Below are 21542 nucleotides of genomic sequence, written 5' to 3' on the forward strand. Positions count from 1 at the left end.
CTTCCGTTGGGGAGAAGAGACCTGGGGCTGGCCACTCGCTCCACCTCCCCTTCTCCCCAACGGGGAGAAGGTGGCCCGAAGGGTCGGATGAGGGGGCTCCGGATTCCATCATATCCTATTGTTTTAATATATAAATCTCTGACATCACAACCAGCAGCCCCCCTCACCCTACCCTCTCCCCGAGGGGAGAGGGGGAGCAAGTGGCCAATCACACCACTCTCCTCCGCACCCGCGCAAACAACCGCCCATCGATCGCTGCCAAGCCGATCGCGATCATCGCCATGCCGATCAGATGCTTGGCCTGCAGCTGCTCCCCAAGGATGGCGGCGCCGAGCAGGATGGCGCTGACGGGGATGAGGAAGGTGACGAGCATCAGGTTGGTGGCGCCGGCGGTGGCGAGGATGCGAAAGAAGAGGACGTAGGCGACTGCGGTCGACAGCAGCGCCAGGCCGAAGAGCGCTATCCAGGTCTCGGCCGAGGGGGCGGCGAGCGTCCAGGGGTGGTCGACGAGGAGGGCGATGGGGAGCATCAGCACGCTGGAGGCGGTGACCTGGCCAGCGGCGGGGAGAAGCGGCGCCATGCCCATCTGGCGGAAGCGGCGGCCGTAGATGCCGGCGAAGGAATAGGATAGTGCGGCGCCAAGAACGGCGAGCTGCGCCAGCACATTGGTTCCCAGATCGCGCAGCGCATCGAAGCCGGTCATATAGGCGACGCCGGCGAAGCCGACGATGACGCCGAGCAGGCGGTTTCCGGTCATCTTCTCATCCGCCGTCAACAGATGCGCAACGACGACACCGAAGAGCGGCGTGGTGGCGTTGAGGATCGAGGCGAGGCCGCTCGCAATATGGGTCTGGCCCCAGACGATGAGGCAGAAGGGGATCATGTTATTGATCAGGCCCATGACGAAGAAGGCCGCCCAGGATTTGCCATCACGCGGCATCGCGTGGCCGGTGGCGCGCACGATCAGGTTCAGCGCGACGGCGGCGATCAGCACGCGGCCGGTGACGATGGTAAACGGCGGCAGGGTTTTCACCAGGATGCCGTTGAAGAGGAAGGAGCCGCCCCAGAGCAGCGACAGCACCAGCAACATTCCCCATTCGGCAAGGCCCATCTGTCTCTGCTGCATCGCTTCTCTCCCTTTTGCGGCATGGCCGGCTTAGCGCTCGGCGCTGGCCTGCGCCACCCGATTCCTGCGCGGCTTGTTATCGTTTGTCGAGTTATTCTTATCCGTTGCGATCAAGCTCTGACTTGGAATGATCGCCTTGATGCATATACTATGGCGGTCAGAGCCATGCGACAAACGAGTCTTTTTCGTTTCATGATTGAGCTGAGCTAAAGCATGAGTGATTTTCTTCCATCGCTTTCGGCGCTCCGCGCCTTCGAGGCCGCCGCCCGGCATCTCAGCATGACGCTTGCCGCGCGAGAACTCAATGTGACGCCGGGCGCCGTCAGCCTGCAGATTCGCGATCTTGAGGCCTCGCTCGGCGTGCGGCTGTTCGAGCGCAAGACGCGCGCGCTGGCGCTGACATCAGAGGGTGCCGATTATTTCACGACGTTGCGGGCGGCGTTTCGGCTGGTGCGCGAGGCGACGGCGGCGATCACGGCGCGAAATCGCGGCACGGTGCTGAACGTGACATGCACCGCAGGCTTTGCGACCTACTGGCTGGTGCCGCGGCTTTCGCGCTTCGAAGCGCTGAACCCGGAGATCGACGTGCGCATCAGCGCCTCGCACAGGGTGATGGATTTCCAGCGCGATGGCATAGACCTCGCCATCCGTCACGGGCTCGGGGGCTATGACGGGCTCGTCAGCGAACGGCTGGTGGATGACGAACTGGTGCCGGTCTGCACGCCGAAGCTCGCCGATGAGCTCGGCCCGGATCCATCGCCCGATGCACTGGCGCCGTTCCAGCTCATCCACGACGTCTACCGCCATGACTGGCAGCTATGGCTGGAAGCGGCGGGCGCGAGCAATGTCGATGCCGCCCGTGGCCCCGTCTTCATGCACGGCAACGGCGCCTACGAGGCGATGAAGGCGGGGCTCGGTTTCGCGCTGATGCGGCGCTCCTTCGTAACGACTGAACTGCAAGAAGGCCAGCTCGTCGCCCCCTTCCCCGTGGGCGTCGCCAGCCGGCTCGCCTTCCATCTCGTCTATCCCGGCCAGGCGCTGGAGCGGCCGGCAGCGGCCGCCTTCCGCCGCTGGCTGCTTTCCGAAGCGCAGCGGTAATCCGGGCTTACTTCGCAACCGGCCGAAAAAGTGGACACCGGCACTCATAAAACACTTTCCTGCCGCGTATTTGCTGATTATCATAGTCAGGATTAAGACGCATACAGGCAAGGCCGAACCTCAGTCATGGCAGTTCAACAGATCGCGCGGACGGCGCCCGGGCTCCCGCAGCCGATCGGCTTGTCCCACGCTTTTTCCGGCGATCACGCGTGGTGTCGCGAGAAGATGATGCTGGCGGATGAGCTGGCCGGTGGCGTCGCCGTCGCAACGTTCTTCGAGGATGGCGGTTTCGAGCGGGCGATCGACCGGTACACCGAGGTCACCAAAGGCACGGATCGCCGCGCCGTCGTCTCCATGTGGTCGCTCTATTACTTCGCCGGGATCAGCATTCCCTATCTGCTCGCCCGCCGCCTGGCCGGCCAGGTGCTGCCGGTGGCATTCGATGAGATGACGATCGCGCTCACCGAGGACGGGCTGCCGCGCGCCTTCGGCCTTTCCCATCGCGGCATGATCGGCGAAGAGACGAGCGGCGACGAATTTTCCGTGGTCGGGCCGTTGATGGCTGACCATCTCAACATGGCCGTCGAGCGCCTGAAGCGCTGCGGGCTCTCGGCAAAGCTCCTGTGGAACAACGCCGCCGTCTACATCGACTATACGCTGCGGCTGACCGATAGCGAGGGCGGCGGGCGTTCCGCTCCCGACCTGCCGCTCTTCGTGCGCGGGTGCCTGCCGGATGGCGGGCCGAACCCGCTCTGCGGCAGCGTCAGACAGGTCGAGGAAGACGGGCAGATGATCCAGCGGCGCAAGCTCTGCTGCCTGCGCTACATGCTTCCCGGGGTCGCCAGCTGCGGCAATCGCTGCGCACTGCCCAGCCAGCGCAATCCGCAACAATAGTGTCCACACCGCCGCCCTGAGAGCGGCGATGTGTCGAAACGCCTGGCCGATCAGGCTCTGCGGGACGCACCCGTCTTGAAGAGGCTGCCGGTTGGCGTCTTCAGGAACATGTCGAGCGGAATGTGCTCCTGGTGCAGGAAGCCGGTTGCGGGCAGCAGGCCGTCACGCACCATCTCGATGACGGCGACGACCGATGCCGAAGTTGTCCAGGCGATTGCCGTGCGGCGGGCGCCTGATATCTCGATCGGGTAATAGGCGCGCACGAATTCCTTGCGGCGCAGGCTGCCGCGCTCGGTGCCTTCGGCAGCGACATGCACGTAGACGACATCGTCATCGACGGGGGGCTTGGCTTCCGTCAGGATCTCGCCGGCGAGCTTGCGCTTGTCGCGCATCAGGAGTTCGTGGAAGAAGAAGTTCATCAGGTCCATGTGGCCGGGATAGCGCATGGTCTTGTAGTCGAGGTTCTCGACCTTGCCGAGCAGCGTGTCGCACATGGTGCCGAGACCGCCGGAGGTCGTGAACGCCTCGAGCTTCACGCCCTCGACGTAGATGGTTTCGAGCCACTCCATCGGCGACACCAGCTTGCGCACGCCGCCTTCGATCACTTCGCAATCGTTCAGATACTCGTTGACGACGCCCTCCGGCGACCAGTTGAAGGCATAGCCCAAGAGGCCCGTCGGATTTTGCGGCAAGGCGCCGACGCGCATGCGGATCGAGCGGCAGCGATCGAAGCCATCGGCAAGGCTCGAGCCGACGATGCCGACGAAGCCCGGGGCAAGCCCGCATTGCGGCGCCATCAGGCCACGTGCGGTTTTCGACAGCTCGATGATGAAGTTGGTGGTGGGCACATCTTCCGTCAGATCGAAATAATGAATGCCGGCGGCATGGGCGGCGCGCGCCAGCCCGATGTTCAGGTGATAGGGCAGGCACGACAGCACCGCATCGACACCCGACAGCAATTCACCGATGACGGCGGGATCTGAGATATCGCCGCTATGGCACTTGAACGGCACCTCGCCCACAGGCAGCTGCGCGTCCACACCCGTGACCTCGAAGCCGCCCTCATGCAAAAGCGTGGCGGCCAGCCGCCCGACCTTGCCCAGACCGAGTACGGCGATTTTCGTAAAGCTCATTTATATCCTCCCAGGGCGCGGCGTTTTCCTCCCGCCGCGCGTATGCTTGAAAGGGCTGTATAAAATAAAGAGCGCATAAAAGGAAACGGCCGGGATTGCTCCCGGCCGCTTAATTTCGATGCTATGATCGCGACTACTCGTTGATCAGGCGCTTCAGCAGCTCGATCTCGTGCGACAGCTTGCTATCACCTGAGATCAGCTCCTCGATCTTGCGCACGGCGTGCAGCACGGTCGTGTGGTCACGTCCGCCGAAGCGACGGCCGATCTCCGGGAAGGAGCGCGGGGTGAGCGTCTTGGCCAGATACATGGCGATCTGGCGCGGCTTGACGATGACGCGCGTGCGACGGTTCGAGACCAGCTCCTGGCGCGACACGTTGTAGTGACGTGCGACGATGCGCTGGATGTCTTCGATACGCACGCGGCGCGGCTCGCCGGAGCCGACCAGATGGGCGAGAAGCTCGTCCACACGCTCGACCGTCAGGTTCGGCTCGAAGGAGCGACGGAAGAGCAGCTGGTTGAAGGCGCCTTCCAGTTCGCGGCCGCTGGCGGTGATGCTGCGGGCAACGTGGTTGAGCAGCTCGCTCGACATTTCCAGCGACGGATCTTCGCCACGGGCGACCTCAAGGCGGCGCTGGAGGATTTCGAGACGCATCTCGTAATCCGGGCCGTCAAGCTCGATCGCCACGCCGCCCTGCAGACGCGAACGAACGCGCGGGTCGAGCGATTCCAGCTCCCAGGGGGCACGATCGGCTGCGACGACGACCTGCTTGGCGCTGTCGAGCAGCATGTTGAGCAGATGGCAGAACTCGTGCTGGATCATCTTGCCCTGCAGGAACTGCATGTCGTCGATGATCAGAAGGTCGATGTTGCGTAGCGAGTCCTTCAGCGTCAGCGCATCATTGTCGCGGATCGCGGTTGCGAAACGCCACATGAAGTATTCGGCCGTCAGGTAGACGACGCGCAGCTGGCGCGGGTTCTGTACGGCTGCATTGGCGATTGCCTGCAGCAGATGGGTCTTGCCGAGACCGACGGTGGAATGAACGAAGAGCGGGTTGAAGCGCACTGCGCCCTGACCGGCTTCGGCAATGGTCTTTGCGGCCGCCAGAGCGACGCGATTGGAGCTGCCTTCGACGAAGGTGTCGAAGGTGAAGCGGTTATCGAGCGGCGAGCCGAAGAGCGGCTGGCCAGAGGTCGCCGGACGCGCTGCAGACGCTGCCGAAACAGCCTGCTGGACGATCTGGCCGGCCTGCTGAGCGACCGGGCGACGGATCGGCGCGACGGACGATACCGGCTCCTGGGTCGCCGTTTCTTCCGGCTTGCTGGTTGCGCGCGCTGCCGTGCGAACCAGGATTTCGACCTTCAGGATTTCAGCGTCTTCCGCCTGGAAGATGCCGGTGATCAGGTCGAGGTAGCGATTGTTGATCCAGGACTTCAGAAAAGTTGTTGGGACCGTCAGCCGTACGACACTCTTGGAGACGGAATGGAGCTTCAGTCGTGCAAACCAGCTTGCGTAGACATCCGGACCGACCTGCGCCTTCAGGCGTGCACTTGCTCGTTCAAAAAGTATGCCATCATTCTTCATGTCTCCCTTTTCCCCCGCCGCGTCTGGGCAAATAGAGCCTAACGTCTGAGATACCTTGTCCGAGTTGTCCAAAGCACTCGCCGCCATCGAATTCATGTGCATCTTGCCGCCTTATAGTTCCATCGGCCGACCTAATCCTGGTCGCCCGATCATTTCCCCGCTTATGACCAGACAGCATCACCCTCATGCTCTGCCGTCGGCCGGTTCACTCAAACGCGTGCCTCTTAACGAGAGGCGACTGTTGGAGGCGAAGCCAACCGCTTCATGCGGTCTTATTGCTTCTTGTCTCCTAGGTGCCCGCTCCTCGTCCAACGAACACCAGCCTGCCTGCGTATGCTTTTTCCATTTCCCGAGATCGCACGCGCTGCGTGCAGCCCTCAAAAATGGCGCACAGATGATCCCGTTCCGCGGCAGCCACAGCCGCGGTCCAATCTGCATCAGTGCGTGAAAATCCGGAGGTCGAAACTTCCGCAACAAAAGACACTAAAGCATCGTCCTGCCGACGTGGCAGTTTCAGACCAAGCCTTAAAACAGGTGATGTCCGAGCCCCTTGTTGGGAGGCATTTAGGCAGGATCGGGGGTGGAGATCAACGGGCATATTTCCGCAAAATTAAGCGTAGCCGGTTGACTCCTGCGGCAGATTTAGGGCGCTGCATTAGCGCAAAAAAAGAATCGCTTTTGAATCAAGGAGATTCCGGAAACCGGCAATTTTGACACGCATAAAAAGAAAAAAAGAAAAAAGCTTCTTGACTCGTTTTAGACGCCGCAAGGGAAGGTCTGAGTCTCTTCGTTCAGGAACAACCTGACACAAGCCTTTGTAATCACTCATTTTTTTGTGTCATTTGCCAGACACGAAATCGTCGCCAAATTAACCATAGTCCGGGCAGTTGGCGGAATCGAAAAAGCCCGACAAAGTTGCCGGGCTAATCATATAGCTGTCTTTATTAACGGAAGCTTAAGCGGTCGCGCCGACCGACAGAGCCTTCACACGAGCTGCGAGGCGCGAGACCTTGCGGGATGCCGTGTTGGCGTGCAGGACGCCCTTGCTTGCTGCGCGGGCCAGTTCCGGCTGCGCGGCCTGGAAAGCTTCCTTGGCCTTGGCAGCATCGCCAGCTGCGAGTGCTTCTTCGACCTGACGAACGAACGTGCGAACGCGCGAGCGACGAGCCTTGTTGACGTCGGTACGGCGGGCGATCTTGCGGGTCGCTTTTTTCGCCGAAGTTGTATTGGCCATGGATGCCTCTCTCAAGAATTCGAACAAATTCCGCTACCGCCGCGGGCCTTGCAGCCACTTCCTACACAGCAATGCGGGAGTATTATCGGAAAACCGGACTGGCTTCCCGAACCTTGGGCGGGCATATAACCCTAAAGCCGACCGGCGTCAACGCGCATTTTCAAGGAACCGTCGCCTTTTCTCTTCAGGGGTCAGCGGTTCTTGAAGGCGGGTTTACGCTTTTCGATGAAGGCTGTCATCCCTTCCTTCTGATCTTCCGTCGCAAAGAGACTGTGGAACAGGCGGCGCTCGAAGCGCAGACCTTCCTCCAGCGTGGTCTCCAGAGCGCGGTTGACGGCCTCCTTGGCCATCAGCACCGAGGGGCGCGACAGGGAGGCGATCTTGGCGGCCGCCTCGAGCGCTTCATCGAGCAGACGATCGGGCGCGACTACACGCGATACGAGTCCCGCGCGCTCTGCTTCCGCCGCATCCATCATGCGGCCGGTCAGTACCATGTCCATCGCCTTGGCCTTCCCGACGGCACGCGTCAGGCGCTGGGAGCCGCCCATGCCGGGAATGACGCCGAGGGTGATTTCGGGCTGGCCGAATTTGGCGGTCTCGGAGGCGATGATGAAGTCGCAGATCATGGCAAGCTCGCAGCCGCCGCCGAGCGCGAAGCCGCTGACGGCGGCGATGACGGGTTTGCGCACCTTGGCGACATCATCCCAGCCGCCGAGGAAATTACGGCGGTAGACATCGGCGAAGTCGAGCGGCTGCATTTCCTTGATATCGGCGCCGGCGGCAAAGGCGCGCTCGGAGCCGGTGAGGACGATGGCGCCGATGGCGTCGTCGACCTCGAATGCGGCATAGGCCTGCAGCAGTTCCTTGAGCACCGTCGAGTTCAAGGCGTTCAGCGCCTGCGGGCGGTTCAGCGTGATCAGCCCCACGGCGCCTCGGGTTTCGACGATCAGCGTTTCATAAGACATGCATTCCTCCCGGTCGGGCCAATGCCCAGGCTATTTTTGACAGGTGGGGCAATAGAAAGTCGAGCGCCCGGCCTGAACGATGCGGGCGATGGTACCGCCGCAATCGGGCGTACGGCAAGGCTGCCCTTCGCGATCATAGACGGAGAAGGAGTGCTGGAAATAGCCGAGCGAGCCATCCGTCTGGATATGATCGCGCAACGAGGAGCCGCCAGCCTTGATGGCGTCGGCGATGACGTCGCGGATCGAGGAGACCAGCAGGTCGAGCTGCTTGGTAGGCTTGCCCGTTGGCGTCACCAAAGTAGCGGCTGGGCGTGTCGGCTTCAGGTGCGAGCGCCACAGCGCCTCGCACACATATATATTGCCGAGGCCGGCAATGTTCTTTTGGTCGAGCAGCGCGCTCTTCAGCGGCTGCGCCTTGCCCTTGAAGCGCTCGGCCAGATAGGCGGCGCTCAGTGCATTGCCCGTCGGCTCCGGGCCGAGCCCATAGAGAAAGGGATTGATGTCGAGCGCCGTTCGATCGGCCATGTCCATGAAGCCGAAGCGGCGCGGGTCATTATAGATGACGCGGCTAACGCCCGACGGCCCCTCCAGATGGAAGATCACGTGATCGTGCTTTTCATCCTTCGAGCGCGGATGATGGAATTCGCCCGGTGTTTCGGAGATGGGGGTTTCCGCGATCGGCCCGGCCTCGATGCGGAAGGAGCCGGACATGCCGAGATGGGCAATGATGGTGGCGCCGCTGTCGAGATCGATCAGCAGATATTTCGCGCGACGACCGAGAGAGACGATGGTGCGGCCGGATGCCTTTTCGCCAAAGGCCTCTGGAAACGGGAAGCGAAGATCGCCTCGCCTAAGCTCCAATTTGACGATGCGCGCGCCCTCCATGGTGGGCGCGAGGCCGCGTTTGACGGTTTCGACTTCTGGCAATTCCGGCATCTTAACCCATCTATATCGAACATGTTTCAACCGCCCGCGATGTGCGCTATAGCGCCATGGTGTCGCGGACCGGACCGTTGCCCACAGATAGCGTCGCCTGCCTGATTTCGCTATGGTCGCCGCGTTGATTTAAGAGATTGGAGTATTCGATGTCAGACAGCCGCACCTCCGCCGACGGCGGCATGGAAACATCATACGGCTTCCGCGAAGTTTCAGGCGGCGAAAAGCAGGGCCTCGTCAACGAAGTCTTCCATAAGGTCGCCAAGCGCTACGACATCATGAACGACGTCATGTCCGTTGGCATGCACCGCGTCTGGAAAGATGCGATGATCGCGGCGCTGAACCCGCGCAAGGAGCCCGGCTACAAGACGCTCGACGTGGCCGGCGGCACGGGCGACATCGCATTCCGCATCATCGAAGCCTCGAACCGGATGGCGCACTCCACCGTGCTCGACATCAACGGATCGATGCTGGCTGTCGGCGCAGAACGCGCCGCCAAGAAGAAGCTCTCCGACAACCTGACTTTCGTCGAGGCGAATGCCGAGGAACTGCCCTTCGAGGCCAACAGCTTCGACGCCTATACGATCGCCTTCGGCATCCGCAACGTGCCGCGTATCGACGTGGCGCTCAGCGAAGCCTACCGCGTGCTGAAGCGCGGCGGCCGCCTGCTGGTGCTCGAATTCTCCGAAGTCGACATGCCGCTGCTCGACCGCGTCTATGAAAGCTGGTCGTTCAACGCCATTCCGAAGTTCGGCAAGGCGATCACCGGCGATGCCGAGCCCTACCAGTATCTGGTCGAATCCATCCGCAAGTTCCCCAACCAGGAGAACTTCGCGGCGATGATCCGCAATGCCGGCTTCTCGCGCGTCAGCTACACCAATTATACCGGCGGTATCGCCGCCCTTCACTCCGGCTGGAAGCTTTAAGCCGGAATGAGCACTGTTTCGGCATATTTCCAGCTCTGGCGGGTTGGTTGGATTCTCGTGCGCGAGGGCGTCGTCTCGGCGCTGCCTTCGGACGAACTTCCGCCCTCGGTCGCGGCTGCCAAGTCCTTCGTCGGCATGTTCGCGCGCAAGCGCGCCAAGACCCAGAAGCGCAGCGACCGGCTCTCCAAGGCCGTCGAGCGGCTGGGGCCTTCCTATGTGAAGATCGGCCAGTTCCTGGCGACCAGGCCCGACGTCGTCGGCGTCGAGTTCGCCGACGACCTGTCGCAGCTGCAGGACCGGATGGCCTTCTTCCCCGAGGCCGCCGCCAAGGCCAATATCGAGGGATCGCTCGGCCGGCCGGTGGATGAGCTTTACGTCAGCTTCGGCGAGCCGATCGCGGCAGCCTCGATCGCGCAGGTGCATCCGGCCGAGGTGATGACGCCGCAGGGACGCAAGAAGGTTGCGGTCAAGGTCGTGCGCCCCGGCGTGCGCCAGCGCTTCACCCACGATCTCGAGGCGATGTATCTCGTCGCCCACTTACAGGAGCGCTTCATGCCCTCCAGCCGGCGCCTGAAGCCGGTGGAAGTGACGAAGACGCTGGAGCAGACGACCAAGGTCGAGATGGACCTGAGGCTTGAGGCAGCGGCCCTTTCGGAGATCGCCGAGAACACGCAAGATGATCCGGGCTTCCGCGTTCCGACCGTCGACTGGGAGCGCACTGGACGCGACGTCATCACCATGGAGTGGATCGACGGCGTCAAGATGTCCGATGTCGAGGGCCTGAAGGCCGCCGGCCACGACCTCAATGCGCTGGCCGACACGCTGATCCAGTCCTTCCTGCGCCATACGCTGCGCGACGGCTTCTTCCATGCCGACATGCATCCGGGCAATCTCTTCGTCGATCCCAAGGGCATGATCGTCGCCGTCGACATGGGGATCGTCGGGCGCCTCGGAAAGAAGGAGCGCCGCTTCCTCGCCGAGATCCTCTACGGCTTCATCACCCGCGATTACATCCGTGTCGCCGAGGTGCATTTCGAGGCGGGGTACGTGCCCGGCCACCACAATGTCGAGAGCTTCGCGCAGGCGATCCGGGCGATCGGCGAGCCGATCCACGGGCAACCGGCCGAGACGATCTCGATGGGCAAGCTGCTGACGCTGCTGTTTGAGGTGACCGAGCTGTTCGATATGGCCGCACGGCCCGAGCTGGTGATGCTGCAGAAGACCATGGTCGTGGTCGAGGGCGTGGCCCGCATTCTCAACCCGCGCTTCAACATGTGGAAGGCATCCGAACCCGTCGTCGGCGACTGGATCCGCAACAATCTCGGACCGAAGCGGATCGCGACCGATATCAAGGACGGGCTGAAGGCCGCCGTGAAGCTCGCCGAGGCCGCACCCGAAATCGCCGCCAAGACCGAGAAGTTCCACCACGAGCTGCTGAGGATGAGCGAGAACGGGCTGCGCTTCGACGCCGAGACGGCCGAGGCGATCGGCAAGTCGGAAGCCCGCCACAGCCGCTCCGGCCGCTGGGCACTCTGGCTGATCGCGCTGACGTTGATCTATATCGCCTGGGTGGTTAGCTGATCGATCGCATGAGCCCGCTCCACTCATAAAAAAGCCCGCCTTGCCGCGGGCTTTTTCTATGTTTGCTATCGGCGCGAAAGCCTTGCTGCGGCGAGTGCCGCGACCATGCCGATCGCCAGTAGGGTCAGGGTGAAGATCACCACCGCGTTCCAGCCATCGGCGCCCCAGAAGTATCCGCCGACGGAGCCGGCGACGCTGGAGCCGATGTAGTAGGACAAGAGATAGAGCGACGAGGCGTGGCCCTTGGTGCCCTTGGCGAGCCGCCCGACCAGTGCGCTTGCGACCGAGTGGGCGACGAAGAAGCCCGAGGTCAGGAGCACGATGCCCAGGATGATCAACGGCAGCGAGGCCGAGAGTGTCAGCGCCACGCCGATCGCTGACAGCGCGATGCCAGATGGCAGCACGACGAAGTGGCCGAAGCGATCGCCTAGCAGGCCGGCGATCCACGAGGCGGCGATGCCGAAGATGTAGACCGTGAAAATCAGGCCGAGCTCGGTCTGGTTCAGATTGTACGGCGCTTCGACGAGGCGGAAGCCGATATAGTTGTAGACCGTGACGAAGGTGCCCATGGCGAGGAAGCCGATGGCAAACAGGAAGGGCAGCGCCGGGCTCCTGATATGGCCGGCCCAGGCACCGAGGTGGAAGCGGGCGTTGAAGCCCTTGCGCGGCGTGAAATTGCGTGAGGCGGGCAGCAGCAGGAAGAAGCCGATGGCCGCCGCAAGGCCGATGGCACCCAGCGTGCCGAGCGCGATACGCCAGGAGAAGAACTCGGCCAGCGTGCCCGTGACGACGCGGCCGGCCATGCCGCCGAAGGCGTTGCCGGCGATGTAGAGGCCCATGGAGGCGCCGAGGCCGCGCGGATCGATCTCTTCAGACAGATAGGCCATGGCGACGGCGGGGACGCCGCCAAGCAGCAAACCTTCAAGGGCGCGGATGACCAGCAGCGCATGCCAGCTCGGGACCAGCGCGCAGGCGATCGTGCAAAGGGCGGCACCGAGCAGCGAGGCGAACATCAGGCTGCGGCGGCGGAAGCTTTCGGAGACAGCGGCGGCGCAGAAGATAGCGAAGGCGAGCAGGCCCGTCGACAGCGACAGAGAGAGCGAGCTTGCCGCCGGGCTGATGCCGAAGTCGCTGGCGAAGATCGGCATCAGCGGCTGGACGCAATAGAGCAGCGAGAAGGTGGCGAAGCCCGAGAGGAACAGCGCGATGCTGGCGCGCCTATAGGCCGGGGTGCCGCGCAGCAGGAACTGCTTTTCCTGCAGATCGGGCGCGGCATTCTCGATGACGGTGAGATGAGGACGGGAGGGGATTTCCGAGGGAACGGACTGCTTGTCTGCGGCGCGTGGCATTGAGGACCAACCTTTCACGCCCTTTGATCTAGCCAACGGATCATCATTTGTCCAATATATGAAACTGGCTTTCTTGATAGGTTTTGGAGATACCGATGGAACTACGCCATATCCGCTATTTCCTTGCGGTGGCAGAGGAGCAGAATTTCACCCGCGCCGCCGCCAAGCTCGGCATCGGCCAGCCGCCGCTCAGCCAGCAGATCCGCGATCTCGAAAACGAGATCGGGGCGGCGTTGTTTCACCGTGTGCCACATGGCGCGGAGCTGACAGAGGCGGGATCGGCGTTTCTGCCGGAGGCGCGCGCCGCGATTGCCTCGGCCGAGAAGGCGAAGCTGGCCGCCCAGCGGGCGACGCGCGGCGAGACCGGGCGGCTGGCTCTTGGTTTCACGGCGTCGTCGGCCTTCAACACCGCCGTCAGCGGCACGATCCGCCGGTTTCGCGGGCAATGGCCGGATGTGAGCCTGTCGCTCACCGAGATGAACAGCAACTGGCTAATGGAAAAGCTGATGCGGCAGGAGATCGACGCCGCCTTCATCCGACCCGGGCTGGAAGACCCTAGAGATGTGCACCTGAAGCGGCTGGCCGACGAGCCCATGCTGATCGCGCTGCCGGCGCATCACCCGCTGGCGAAGCTCAAGACCGTGCCGCTCTCCGCACTCTCGGGCGAACCGTTCATTCTTTTCCCGCGCACCGTCGGCCTCAGCCTCTACGACGACATCCTGCGGGGCTGCCGGGATGCCGGCTTCGAGCTTGTCGTGACGCAGGAAGCGCCGCAGATCCCGTCCGTCATCAATCTCGTCGCGGCCGATCTCGGCGTGTCGATCGTGCCGGGCTCGCTCGCGCATCTCAAACTCGATGGCGTAGCCTATCGGCCGATCGAGGGGCCGCCGCTGGTGGCGCGGCTGGGGCTGGCGATGCTGAAGGCGCGGCGGTCGCGCGTCGTCGGCAATCTTATGAGCCTGATCTGATCAACCAGATGGATCCCAGTAGGGCGGATCGCCGAAGGTCTTGCGCAGATGATCGGCGACGGCGCGCAGCTTGGCGGAGGGATTGCGGCCTTCGGGGTGAGCCATGTAGATGAACTCGGCTTCCGGCCTGTAGCCGACGTCGATCTCGGCGAGCAGCCCCTCGCTCACCGCCGGGCCGGCGATGAAGGCGGGGAGCAGCGCGATGCCGAGGCCGGCCACTGCGGCATCGCGGATCATGTCGCCATTGTTCATGCCGAGCACCTGGCTGGCGCGCACGACGATTGCGCCATCGGGCGTCTGGAAGCGCCAGTCGGAGACGCCGCGATTGGTGTAGAAAATGCCCTTGTGGCCGTCGAGATCGTTCAGCGTCTTCGGCGTGCCGTGTCGCTTGAGATAATCGGGGGACGCGACCAGCAGACGGCGGCTGCGGCTGAGCTTCCAGACGACGAGGCGGGAATCGACGATCGGCCCGTTGCGCACGATGGCGTCATAGCCTTCCGAGGAGACATCGACGCGGCGATCGTCGATATCGAGCACAAGCTGGATCTCCGGGTGCTTGGCCAGAAACGGATAGAGCGCCGGGCCGAGATGCATGCGGCCGAAGGTGACGGGGGCGGCGATCCTGAGCGGCCCGGAGAGCGTGCCGCGCCGCTCGGCCATCTCGGCCGTGGCGTCCTCGATCTCGCGGACGATGCGGGCGGCGCGTTCGAGAAAGGCGGTACCATCCTCGGTCAAGGTCAGCTTGCGGGTGGTGCGATGAAGCAGCATGCCGCCCAGCGAGCGCTCCAGTTCGGCCAGCCTTTCGCTGACCACCGATTTCGACAGGCGAAGGCGCCGCGCCGCCTCGCTGACCGAGCCGGATTCCACCACCGACACGAATGCCGTTATTCCCTCAATCCTGATCATCGTTCGGTATTTCCGAATTCGAGTTCCGCTATTTGGAGACTAATCCGAACAAAAGGAAAATGCCATCTTCCACTCATCGAACGGGGCGGCAAACGCCACCCCAACCCAAAAAGGAGATGGAAGAATGAACCGCTTGAATGGAAAAGTCGCCATCATCACTGGCGCCAGCGCCGGCATCGGCCGCGCAACGGCCAAGCTCTTTGCCGCCGAAGGCGCCAAGCTCGTGGTCGGCGCCCGCCGCCAGGCCGAGCTCGACAGCCTGGTCGAGGAGATCAAGGCCGCCGGCGGAGACGCAGTCGCCGTTGCCGGCGACGTGCGCTCGGAAGATTATCACAAGGCGCTGGTCGCCACCGCAGTCGAACGCTACGGCAAGCTCGATATCGCCTTCAACAATGCCGGCATTCTCGGCGAGGCCGGCCCGAGCACAGGCGTATCCGAAGCCGGGTTCACCGAAGCGGTGACGATCAACCTGACGGCCTCCTTCCTCGCCGCCAAGCACCAGATCGGCCAGATGGAGAAGAACGGCGGCGGCTCGGTGATCTTCACCTCGACCTTCGTCGGCTACAGCTTCGCCTTCCCGGGTGTGGCAGCCTACGCCGCCAGCAAGGCCGGCCTGATCGGCCTGACGCAGGCGCTGGCCGCCGAATACGGCCCGAAGAACGTGCGCGTGAACTCGGTGCTCCCTGGCGCCGTCGATACCGACATGTATCGCGAAATGAACGACACGCCCGACAAGCAGGGCTTCGTCACCAACCTGCATGCGCTGAAGCGCGTGGCAACGCCTGACGAACTGGCCCGCTCGGTGCTCTACCTCGCCTCCGACGATTCCAGCTTCGTGACCGGCACTGCCTCGCTGGTCGATGGCGGCGCCTCGATCACTCGCACCTGATACGCATGGCTCGTCGATCACCTTCGCCTTTCGGAGGGGGTGATCGCAGCCGAACCGCAAGGCATTCTGCCGACCGCCCCCCCAACACATCATGGGCAAGCAGCCCACCCCACAAGGATATCAATCCATGTCACGCCTTCAGAACAAGACTGCCCTTATCACCGGCGGCACCAGCGGCATCGGCCTTGAAACCGCCCGCCAGTTCATCGCCGAGGGCGCCCGCGTCGCCATCACCGGCAGCAGCGCCAACAGCGTCGCGGCCGCCCGCGCCGAACTCGGCGACAAGGCCATCGTCATCCAGGCCGATGCCGGCAATGTCGCGGGGCAGCAGGTCGTCGCCGAAGCCATCAAAAACGCCTTCGGCCATCTCGACATCCTCTTCGTGAATGCCGGCGTGGCCGAATTCGGCCCGGTCGAGCAATGGAGCGAAGCCGCCTTCGACAAGTCGATCGCGATCAACGTCAAGGGTCCGTTCTTCCTGATCCAGGCGCTGCTGCCGATCTTCTCCAAGCAGGCCGCGATCGTGCTCAACACCTCGATCAACGCGCATATCGGTATGCCGAACTCCAGCGTCTATTCGCTGACCAAGGGCGCGCTGCTGACGCTTGCCAAGACGCTGTCTGGCGAACTGATCGGCCGCGGCATCCGCGTCAACGCCGTCAGCCCCGGCCCGATCGCCACGCCGCTCTACAGCAAGCTCGGCGCATCGGAAGCGGATTCCAAGGCGATGGCCGATCATATCCAGTCGCAGATCCCGGTCGGCCGCTTCGGCGACGCGGCAGAGGTCGCCAAGACCGTGATCTTCCTCGCCTCCGACGAGGCCGCCTACATCGTCGGCAGCGAACTCGTCATCGATGGCGGGATGAGCAATCTCTGAGATCGAGTGTCTGATTGATATGGAAAGGCCGCGGATGTTTCGTCCGCGGCCTTTCGTTTGTGTCAGGCGGCTTCGACCAGCCGGCGAATGGCTGTCTCCAGCGTGGTCGTTCCGATTTCGGGCTGACCTTCGAAGCAGATCCAACCTTCGTTGAAACCGTCGATCATGCGGATGCGCGGCGTGGGGTTGCGCATGCCCTGCCCCTTGAACAGCGCCTCCCAGCTGTCGCGCGCGACGATTTCCGCGCTGACCGGCTTGCCGAGAACCTTGGAGAAGGCGGCGGCGATTTCGGCGGGCGTTACCTTCTCCGGCCCCTGCAACTCGACGATGCGCTTGCCGGTCCAGCTCTCCCGCAACAACGACGCGGCCCTTTCGCCGACATCGGCGACCGAAACCATCGGATAGGCCCGGTCGAGCGGCTGGAGAAAGCTTGCGATGACGCCGGCCTCGCGCGCGGCCGCCACGTCCCAGGCGGCGTTCTCCATGAACCATGCGGCGCGGAGGAAGCCGATCGGTAGCGGCAGGCTCGACAGCTCCTGCTCGACGAGACCCAGCTGGCTGAGAAGGTTCGGCTCCTTGGCCTGCGCGCCGATGGTGGAGAGGCAGACGACCCTTTCTGGCCGCGCCCGCAGCAGCGCCATCTTCAAGGCGGCAATGACGGCGCGGACTTCCGGGAAGCCGGGTGTCGGGTCGAAGGTCGGCGGGATCAGCAGGAAGACGCCCTCCGCACCGGTGAAGGCGGCGGTCAGCGCATCGGCGTCGGTCATTTCGGCCAGCGCCAGTTCGGTGCCCTTCTCGCGCCAGGCCTTGCCTTTCTCCGCATTGCGAAGGATGGCGCGGACCGGCAAGCCGGTCTGCAGCAGCTGTGTGGCGACGATGCCGCCGACCTGTCCGGTTACTCCTGTAATGGCGAACATTGGAAACTCCTTTGGTTCAGTTTTCCGTTCGCCCGCAAAATGGTCCTTTCCGATCTTTGATTGAAGTGCGCATATGTCATGGTATTGGTGACTCAAAATCACGGATGGATCGATGTTCGACGGACGATTGCTGAACGGGGTGAGCGTGCTGGCGGCGGTGATCGAAAGCGGCAGCTTCGCGCGGGCGGCGGATGCGATGGGTCTGTCGCCATCAGGCGTCAGTCGCGCCATCGCCCGGCTGGAAGGCCGCATCGGTCTGCGGCTGCTCGACCGCACCACCCGCACCATGCGCCTGACCGACGACGGCGCCCGCTTCTACGAGCAGGTGGCGCCACTGCTGAGCGGCATAGAGGAGGCAGCGATGGCGGCCTCGGGCGTGGCGCAGGCGGTGCGCGGGCGGCTCAGGGTCAATGTCGACCCGTATTTCTCGCGGCTGGTTCTGGGACCCAAGCTTGGCGCGTTTCTCGATCTCTATCCCGAGCTGCAGATCGAAATCATCACCCGCAACGAGATCGGCGATCTGGTGGCCGACGGCATGGACGTGGCGGTGCGCTTCGGCGATCCCGCACAGACCACGCTGATCTCGCGGCTCCTGATGCGCACGCGGGTGATCACCATCGCGGCGCCTGCCTATCTCGCCAAGCATGGACGGCCGACCGCGCCAGGCGATCTTGCCGACCACACCTGCATCCAGTTCCGGGATTCACTCACCGGCCGGCCCTTCGAGTGGGAATTGCGGCGTGGCGCCGAGGTCGTGCCGATCGAGACGCGCGGGCGCATTCTCGTCAACGACGCCGGGACGACGCTCGCCACCTGCCTTGCCGGGATCGGCATCGCGCAGGTGTTTTCGCTTGGGATGCAGGACTATCTGGAAAGCGGTCAGCTGATCGACCTGTTTCCGGATTGGCCCGACGAGACCTTCCCGCTCTACGCCTTCTATCCTTCCCGCCAGCATGTGCCGGCGAAGGTCAGGGCATTCATCGATTTCTGTGTCGGGATCGTTCAGGAATAGGGAATGAGGAGGCATCGACGATGCCTCCTCATGGCTTTCAGATCGATCGACGGCGACGGGTTCTCACATAGATCCAGTCGAGCGCCAGCATGACGACGAGCGACAGGCCGACCAGCGGGAAGATGATGCCGCCGATGGCGAGGATGGCGATCAGACCGCGAAACACCCGTTTGTCCGAAGGCATGGGCGGGACGCCGAGGGAGCCTGCCGGGCGGCGCTTCCACCACATGACACCGGCGGATACCGCAAGCACCGCAATGCCGATGCAGGCGGCGAACAGGACGAACTGGTTCGCCAGTCCGAACTCCTGCCCCATGTGGACGTTAACGCTCCACTCCAGCGCCTTGCCGAGCGGGCCGTAATCGGCGTAGCTCATGTCGATCAGCGGTTTTCCCGTGAATTGATCGAGATGGACGACGCGCTGCTCGGCAAGATCGTCAGGATAAACGGAGCCGGTGTAGACGCCCATCGCATCCACGGGGATGTTGACGGCGTAGCCACGGTGCAGGCCGAGGCGATCGAAAGTGGCGACGGCTTCATCGAGGCTGATCGGCATCGCGCCATGCTGATGGGCCGGGGATTGCGGGACCTGCGCCTGCTCGAGCGACCATGTGGTCTTGGCGATGTGGTCGATGTGTTCGTCGGACATCGGCACGGCGACGCGCACGCCGGCCGGATAACCGAAGTTGTTTCCGTTCGCCCACTCGTTGACCTTGGCGCCCCAGACGCCGGACCATGGCATGCCCGTGACGGCGAGGAAAACGATGAAGCCACCGACGAAAAGGCCGAGGACCGCGTGGGTATCGCGCCAGAACACCCGCTTACGCGGCGTGCCGCGAATGCTGAGAACACCACCGGTCTGTTTGCGCGGCCACCAGAGATAGATGCCGGTGCCGACGAGCAGGATGGCCCAGCCGGCCGCGATCTCGATCAGCGAGCGGGTGACGGAGCCGAAATATTTGAGGCTGTGGAGATAGCGCACCGTCCACATGATCGTGCCGCGATCGGGCAGCGCACCGAGCACCTTGCCGCTATAGGGATCGACATAGACGGCGATTTTACCGTCACCTGCGGTGTTGATGGTGATTTCCGCCGACGCGCCGGGATCAACAGGATCGGTGAACTTGATGGCGGTGCCCGGATGGGCGGCAAGGGCGGCATCCACCATGGCGGATGGCGGTCGCGTTGCCTGCTCGCTGATCGCGACGCGCTTCAGATCGGCATGGACGATATTGTCGATCTCGTCCTTGAAGAGATAGAGCGCACCGGTAACGGCGAGCGAAAGCATGAAGGGCAGGACGAGAAGACCCGCGTAGAAATGCCAGCGCCAGACGGCGCGGTAGAGATCGGACGGGGAACGCACGGCAGCGCTCGCACCTTCCCGACCGATGGTGAAATCGGACATGATATGTCTCCTGATGATGAAGATTGGGGCCGGCACTGAGAGCGCCGGCAATCGGACGTCAGGAGATTCGTGGTGGCGCGCGCGGTTGGCCGATCAGGCCTCGCAGCGTGGGCGTGATGGCGCTTTCGGCGGTGATGACGATCGCGGTCGCGCCGACGGCATCGACGTGGAGGATCGTTGGATCCGCACCGAGGATGGCCGGCATCGCGTGGGCGGCGAGACGGCAGAGCGTGCAGCAGGGGCAATCGGCGGCCTTGCCATGCGATCGATCATGCGATGTGCCGTCGCTGGTGGTTTCGGCATGATCGACATGGTCGATGACGCTTTCGCCTGCCATGGAGCAGATCGACTGCAGGGGATTCATGGCGGCGCTCGCCATCGATCCCTGTGCCTGGCCTGACAGCAGGCCCTGGATCAGCAGCAGGAGGGCGGCGAGCAGCGTGATGGCGCTTGCCGATACCCTGTCCCCCAAAACTGTCCTGATCATCCCCATATCCGCTGCATGCCACAGCGCGCGGACAATGTCACGCTGTCGGCCGGCGACGCCAAAGATGCATTCCTTCCATTTAATCATCAACTTAGGCGATTGATGTCGGGACATGCGACCTTTGGCCACTTCACGCCCGGATCATTCACGGACGATTTGCGATCGTGACCTGTCCCCTTCCCGCCTGTGCCATGTCGTTGGTGGACACTTGCGCGCGTGCGATATCAGGCATAGTGGCATTTCTAGCTCTTCGATTACCCCCGATTCCTTCCCATTTCCTGCGGCTCTATCCGTTCCGGAGACCTCCATGCTGTTCGGCATTCTCTGCGGCATCGCAACCTGCGCCTTGTGGGGGCTGACCTTTGTCGTGCCACGCGCCATCGCGCCGTTTACGACGCTCGACCTCACCGTGGCGCGGTACGGGCTGTTCGCACTGACCAGCGTGGTGCTGATGGTTCATCCGCGTTTCCGGCCGCGCGGCATCAAGCTCAAGCCGATGATCACCGCGCTGCTGCTCGGCGGTATCGGCTATGTCGGCTATTTCATCAGCGTTGCCTATGCGGTGCGGTTCGCGGGCGCCGCCATTCCGCCGCTGGTGATCGGGACGATGCCCGTGATCCTGGCGATGATCGCCAACTTCCGCGACCGTTCCGTCTCGTGGCGGCTGCTCGCGCTGCCGCTGATGCTGATCGCGGCTGGGATCGCTTGGGTCAACGTCGCCGTCTTCGCATCGACCCCGACAGGCGACCGGGTGATGATCGCCTACGGGATCGCGTCCGCGGCGATCGGGCTCGTTCTCTGGGTCGTCTACGGGCTGGCCAGTACCGCCACCATGCAATCGCCCGATGCGCCCGACATCCTGCAATGGACGGGCCTGCAGGGCATCGGCGCCGGGCTCGGCAGCCTTGTGCTGATCCCGCTGACATCGCTGAACACGCCGATCGTCTACACCGATATCGACCTCATGCGCTTCCTGCTGTGGTCGCTGATCATGGGGCTTGCCGGCGCATGGCTGGCCACGCTCTTGTGGATGATCGCCTCCAAGAGGCTGCCATTGGCTTTGGCCGCCCAGCTGATCGTCGCCGAAACGGTCTTCGGCCTGATCTTCGGCTTCGTCTTCGAACAGCGGCTTCCGACGCTTGCCGAGGCCGGTGGCTCGTTGCTGCAGCTGGCGGGCGTCGGCATGGCGATCGCGATCTTCAGCCATGTCAGGCAACAGCAACACGCGTGAGCGGCGGCACGAACCGCTCGCGTCGA

At 63.3% G+C, this 21542-nt stretch carries 20 protein-coding genes; 9 read left to right on the top strand and 11 right to left on the bottom strand.

What is annotated here, in order from left to right:
* Nucleotides 1-208 precede the first annotated feature (208 nt).
* Nucleotides 209-1126, bottom strand: a complete 918-nt coding sequence (locus B3605_RS13805) for a DMT family transporter (RefSeq protein WP_296434508.1) — start codon at nucleotides 1124-1126, stop codon at nucleotides 209-211.
* Between the two features lie 213 nt (nucleotides 1127-1339).
* Between B3605_RS13805 and gcvA the strand changes: the two genes are divergently transcribed.
* Nucleotides 1340-2224 carry a transcriptional regulator GcvA gene (gene gcvA, locus B3605_RS13810; RefSeq protein ID WP_112945238.1) on the top strand — a complete coding sequence of 295 codons (885 nt, stop codon included), beginning with the start codon at nucleotides 1340-1342 and terminating at the stop codon, nucleotides 2222-2224.
* A gap of 126 nt (nucleotides 2225-2350) precedes the next feature.
* Nucleotides 2351-3118 carry a siderophore-iron reductase FhuF gene (fhuF, locus tag B3605_RS13815; protein WP_112945237.1) on the top strand — a complete coding sequence of 256 codons (768 nt, stop codon included), beginning with the start codon at nucleotides 2351-2353 and terminating at the stop codon, nucleotides 3116-3118.
* A 50-nt stretch (nucleotides 3119-3168) separates the two neighbouring features.
* On the opposite strand, the gene B3605_RS13820 is transcribed toward fhuF, so the two are convergent.
* From B3605_RS13820 to mutM, 5 genes are all read right to left on the bottom strand, one after another.
* Complete coding sequence (locus B3605_RS13820) at nucleotides 3169-4251, bottom strand: saccharopine dehydrogenase family protein (RefSeq protein WP_111563246.1); 1083 nt, start codon at nucleotides 4249-4251, stop codon at nucleotides 3169-3171.
* A gap of 133 nt (nucleotides 4252-4384) precedes the next feature.
* Nucleotides 4385-5935 carry a chromosomal replication initiator protein DnaA gene (gene dnaA, locus B3605_RS13825; protein ID WP_112945236.1) on the bottom strand — a complete coding sequence of 517 codons (1551 nt, stop codon included), beginning with the start codon at nucleotides 5933-5935 and terminating at the stop codon, nucleotides 4385-4387.
* A gap of 853 nt (nucleotides 5936-6788) precedes the next feature.
* On the bottom strand, nucleotides 6789-7067 hold the full coding sequence (gene rpsT, locus B3605_RS13830; protein ID WP_111563244.1) for a 30S ribosomal protein S20: 279 nt from the start codon (nucleotides 7065-7067) through the stop codon (nucleotides 6789-6791).
* Between the two features lie 191 nt (nucleotides 7068-7258).
* A complete protein-coding gene (locus tag B3605_RS13835; protein WP_112945235.1) occupies nucleotides 7259-8032 on the bottom strand; it encodes an enoyl-CoA hydratase in 774 nt (257 codons plus the stop codon).
* A gap of 30 nt (nucleotides 8033-8062) precedes the next feature.
* Nucleotides 8063-8968 carry a bifunctional DNA-formamidopyrimidine glycosylase/DNA-(apurinic or apyrimidinic site) lyase gene (gene mutM, locus B3605_RS13840; protein WP_112945234.1) on the bottom strand — a complete coding sequence of 302 codons (906 nt, stop codon included), beginning with the start codon at nucleotides 8966-8968 and terminating at the stop codon, nucleotides 8063-8065.
* A gap of 149 nt (nucleotides 8969-9117) precedes the next feature.
* On the opposite strand from mutM, the gene ubiE reads away from it, so the two are divergent.
* Both ubiE and ubiB read left to right on the top strand, forming a co-directional pair.
* Nucleotides 9118-9894 carry a bifunctional demethylmenaquinone methyltransferase/2-methoxy-6-polyprenyl-1,4-benzoquinol methylase UbiE gene (gene ubiE, locus B3605_RS13845; RefSeq protein WP_047507000.1) on the top strand — a complete coding sequence of 259 codons (777 nt, stop codon included), beginning with the start codon at nucleotides 9118-9120 and terminating at the stop codon, nucleotides 9892-9894.
* A 6-nt stretch (nucleotides 9895-9900) separates the two neighbouring features.
* Nucleotides 9901-11475: a 2-polyprenylphenol 6-hydroxylase gene (ubiB, locus tag B3605_RS13850; RefSeq protein WP_112945233.1), complete on the top strand. Its 1575-nt coding sequence runs from the start codon at nucleotides 9901-9903 to the stop codon at nucleotides 11473-11475.
* Nucleotides 11476-11540: 65 nt separating this feature from the next.
* On the opposite strand, the gene B3605_RS13855 is transcribed toward ubiB, so the two are convergent.
* Complete coding sequence (locus B3605_RS13855; protein ID WP_112945232.1) at nucleotides 11541-12824, bottom strand: MFS transporter; 1284 nt, start codon at nucleotides 12822-12824, stop codon at nucleotides 11541-11543.
* A gap of 95 nt (nucleotides 12825-12919) precedes the next feature.
* Here B3605_RS13855 and B3605_RS13860 point away from each other — a divergent pair, with 95 nt between their 5' ends.
* A complete protein-coding gene (locus B3605_RS13860; protein WP_112945231.1) occupies nucleotides 12920-13792 on the top strand; it encodes a LysR family transcriptional regulator in 873 nt (290 codons plus the stop codon).
* On the opposite strand, the gene B3605_RS13865 is transcribed toward B3605_RS13860, so the two are convergent.
* Nucleotides 13793-14698 carry a LysR substrate-binding domain-containing protein gene (locus B3605_RS13865; protein ID WP_112945230.1) on the bottom strand — a complete coding sequence of 302 codons (906 nt, stop codon included), beginning with the start codon at nucleotides 14696-14698 and terminating at the stop codon, nucleotides 13793-13795.
* A gap of 124 nt (nucleotides 14699-14822) precedes the next feature.
* Between B3605_RS13865 and B3605_RS13870 the strand changes: the two genes are divergently transcribed.
* Together B3605_RS13870 and B3605_RS13875 are read left to right on the top strand one after the other, a co-directional pair.
* Nucleotides 14823-15587, top strand: coding sequence for an SDR family oxidoreductase (locus tag B3605_RS13870; RefSeq protein ID WP_112945229.1), 765 nt, complete (start codon nucleotides 14823-14825; stop codon nucleotides 15585-15587).
* A 127-nt stretch (nucleotides 15588-15714) separates the two neighbouring features.
* Nucleotides 15715-16464, top strand: a complete 750-nt coding sequence (locus tag B3605_RS13875) for an SDR family oxidoreductase (protein ID WP_047506987.1) — start codon at nucleotides 15715-15717, stop codon at nucleotides 16462-16464.
* Between the two features lie 62 nt (nucleotides 16465-16526).
* Here B3605_RS13875 and B3605_RS13880 read toward each other — a convergent pair whose 3' ends face one another.
* The gene (locus B3605_RS13880; protein WP_112945228.1) at nucleotides 16527-17381 is read right to left on the bottom strand and encodes an NmrA family NAD(P)-binding protein; all 855 of its coding nucleotides are present in this window, start codon (nucleotides 17379-17381) and stop codon (nucleotides 16527-16529) included.
* Between the two features lie 112 nt (nucleotides 17382-17493).
* On the opposite strand from B3605_RS13880, the gene B3605_RS13885 reads away from it, so the two are divergent.
* Nucleotides 17494-18393 (top strand): LysR family transcriptional regulator, encoded by a 900-nt coding sequence (locus tag B3605_RS13885; RefSeq protein WP_112945227.1) that lies wholly within the window; start codon nucleotides 17494-17496, stop codon nucleotides 18391-18393.
* A gap of 37 nt (nucleotides 18394-18430) precedes the next feature.
* On the opposite strand, the gene B3605_RS13890 is transcribed toward B3605_RS13885, so the two are convergent.
* The gene (locus B3605_RS13890; protein ID WP_112945226.1) at nucleotides 18431-19798 is read right to left on the bottom strand and encodes a PepSY-associated TM helix domain-containing protein; all 1368 of its coding nucleotides are present in this window, start codon (nucleotides 19796-19798) and stop codon (nucleotides 18431-18433) included.
* 58 nt (nucleotides 19799-19856) lie between these two features.
* Complete coding sequence (locus tag B3605_RS13895; protein WP_296434518.1) at nucleotides 19857-20285, bottom strand: DUF2946 family protein; 429 nt, start codon at nucleotides 20283-20285, stop codon at nucleotides 19857-19859.
* A gap of 307 nt (nucleotides 20286-20592) precedes the next feature.
* Between B3605_RS13895 and B3605_RS13900 the strand changes: the two genes are divergently transcribed.
* Entirely contained in the window at nucleotides 20593-21516 is a 924-nt protein-coding gene (locus B3605_RS13900) for a DMT family transporter (RefSeq protein WP_111563230.1), read from the top strand.
* The last annotated feature ends 26 nt before the right edge of the window (nucleotides 21517-21542 follow it).

It is taken from the genome of Rhizobium sp. UBA1881 (assembly GCF_002338015.1).
Taxonomy (GTDB): Bacteria; Pseudomonadota; Alphaproteobacteria; order Rhizobiales; family Rhizobiaceae; genus Rhizobium.

Coding starts and splice junctions, on each gene's coding strand:
- fhuF (WP_112945237.1), top strand. CDS start 2,351: ATGGCAGTTCAACAGATCGCGCGGACGGCGCCCGGGCTCCCGCAGCCG.
- B3605_RS13900 (WP_111563230.1), top strand. CDS start 20,593: ATGCTGTTCGGCATTCTCTGCGGCATCGCAACCTGCGCCTTGTGGGGG.
- gcvA (WP_112945238.1), top strand. CDS start 1,340: ATGAGTGATTTTCTTCCATCGCTTTCGGCGCTCCGCGCCTTCGAGGCC.
- B3605_RS13875 (WP_047506987.1), top strand. CDS start 15,715: ATGTCACGCCTTCAGAACAAGACTGCCCTTATCACCGGCGGCACCAGC.
- B3605_RS13805 (WP_296434508.1), bottom strand. CDS start 1,126: ATGCAGCAGAGACAGATGGGCCTTGCCGAATGGGGAATGTTGCTGGTG.
- B3605_RS13880 (WP_112945228.1), bottom strand. CDS start 17,381: ATGTTCGCCATTACAGGAGTAACCGGACAGGTCGGCGGCATCGTCGCC.
- ubiB (WP_112945233.1), top strand. CDS start 9,901: ATGAGCACTGTTTCGGCATATTTCCAGCTCTGGCGGGTTGGTTGGATT.
- B3605_RS13865 (WP_112945230.1), bottom strand. CDS start 14,698: ATGATCAGGATTGAGGGAATAACGGCATTCGTGTCGGTGGTGGAATCC.
- B3605_RS13885 (WP_112945227.1), top strand. CDS start 17,494: ATGTTCGACGGACGATTGCTGAACGGGGTGAGCGTGCTGGCGGCGGTG.
- dnaA (WP_112945236.1), bottom strand. CDS start 5,935: ATGCACATGAATTCGATGGCGGCGAGTGCTTTGGACAACTCGGACAAG.
- B3605_RS13835 (WP_112945235.1), bottom strand. CDS start 8,032: ATGTCTTATGAAACGCTGATCGTCGAAACCCGAGGCGCCGTGGGGCTG.
- rpsT (WP_111563244.1), bottom strand. CDS start 7,067: ATGGCCAATACAACTTCGGCGAAAAAAGCGACCCGCAAGATCGCCCGC.
- mutM (WP_112945234.1), bottom strand. CDS start 8,968: ATGCCGGAATTGCCAGAAGTCGAAACCGTCAAACGCGGCCTCGCGCCC.
- B3605_RS13860 (WP_112945231.1), top strand. CDS start 12,920: ATGGAACTACGCCATATCCGCTATTTCCTTGCGGTGGCAGAGGAGCAG.
- ubiE (WP_047507000.1), top strand. CDS start 9,118: ATGTCAGACAGCCGCACCTCCGCCGACGGCGGCATGGAAACATCATAC.
- B3605_RS13895 (WP_296434518.1), bottom strand. CDS start 20,285: ATGATCAGGACAGTTTTGGGGGACAGGGTATCGGCAAGCGCCATCACG.
- B3605_RS13855 (WP_112945232.1), bottom strand. CDS start 12,824: ATGCCACGCGCCGCAGACAAGCAGTCCGTTCCCTCGGAAATCCCCTCC.
- B3605_RS13890 (WP_112945226.1), bottom strand. CDS start 19,798: ATGTCCGATTTCACCATCGGTCGGGAAGGTGCGAGCGCTGCCGTGCGT.
- B3605_RS13820 (WP_111563246.1), bottom strand. CDS start 4,251: ATGAGCTTTACGAAAATCGCCGTACTCGGTCTGGGCAAGGTCGGGCGG.
- B3605_RS13870 (WP_112945229.1), top strand. CDS start 14,823: ATGAACCGCTTGAATGGAAAAGTCGCCATCATCACTGGCGCCAGCGCC.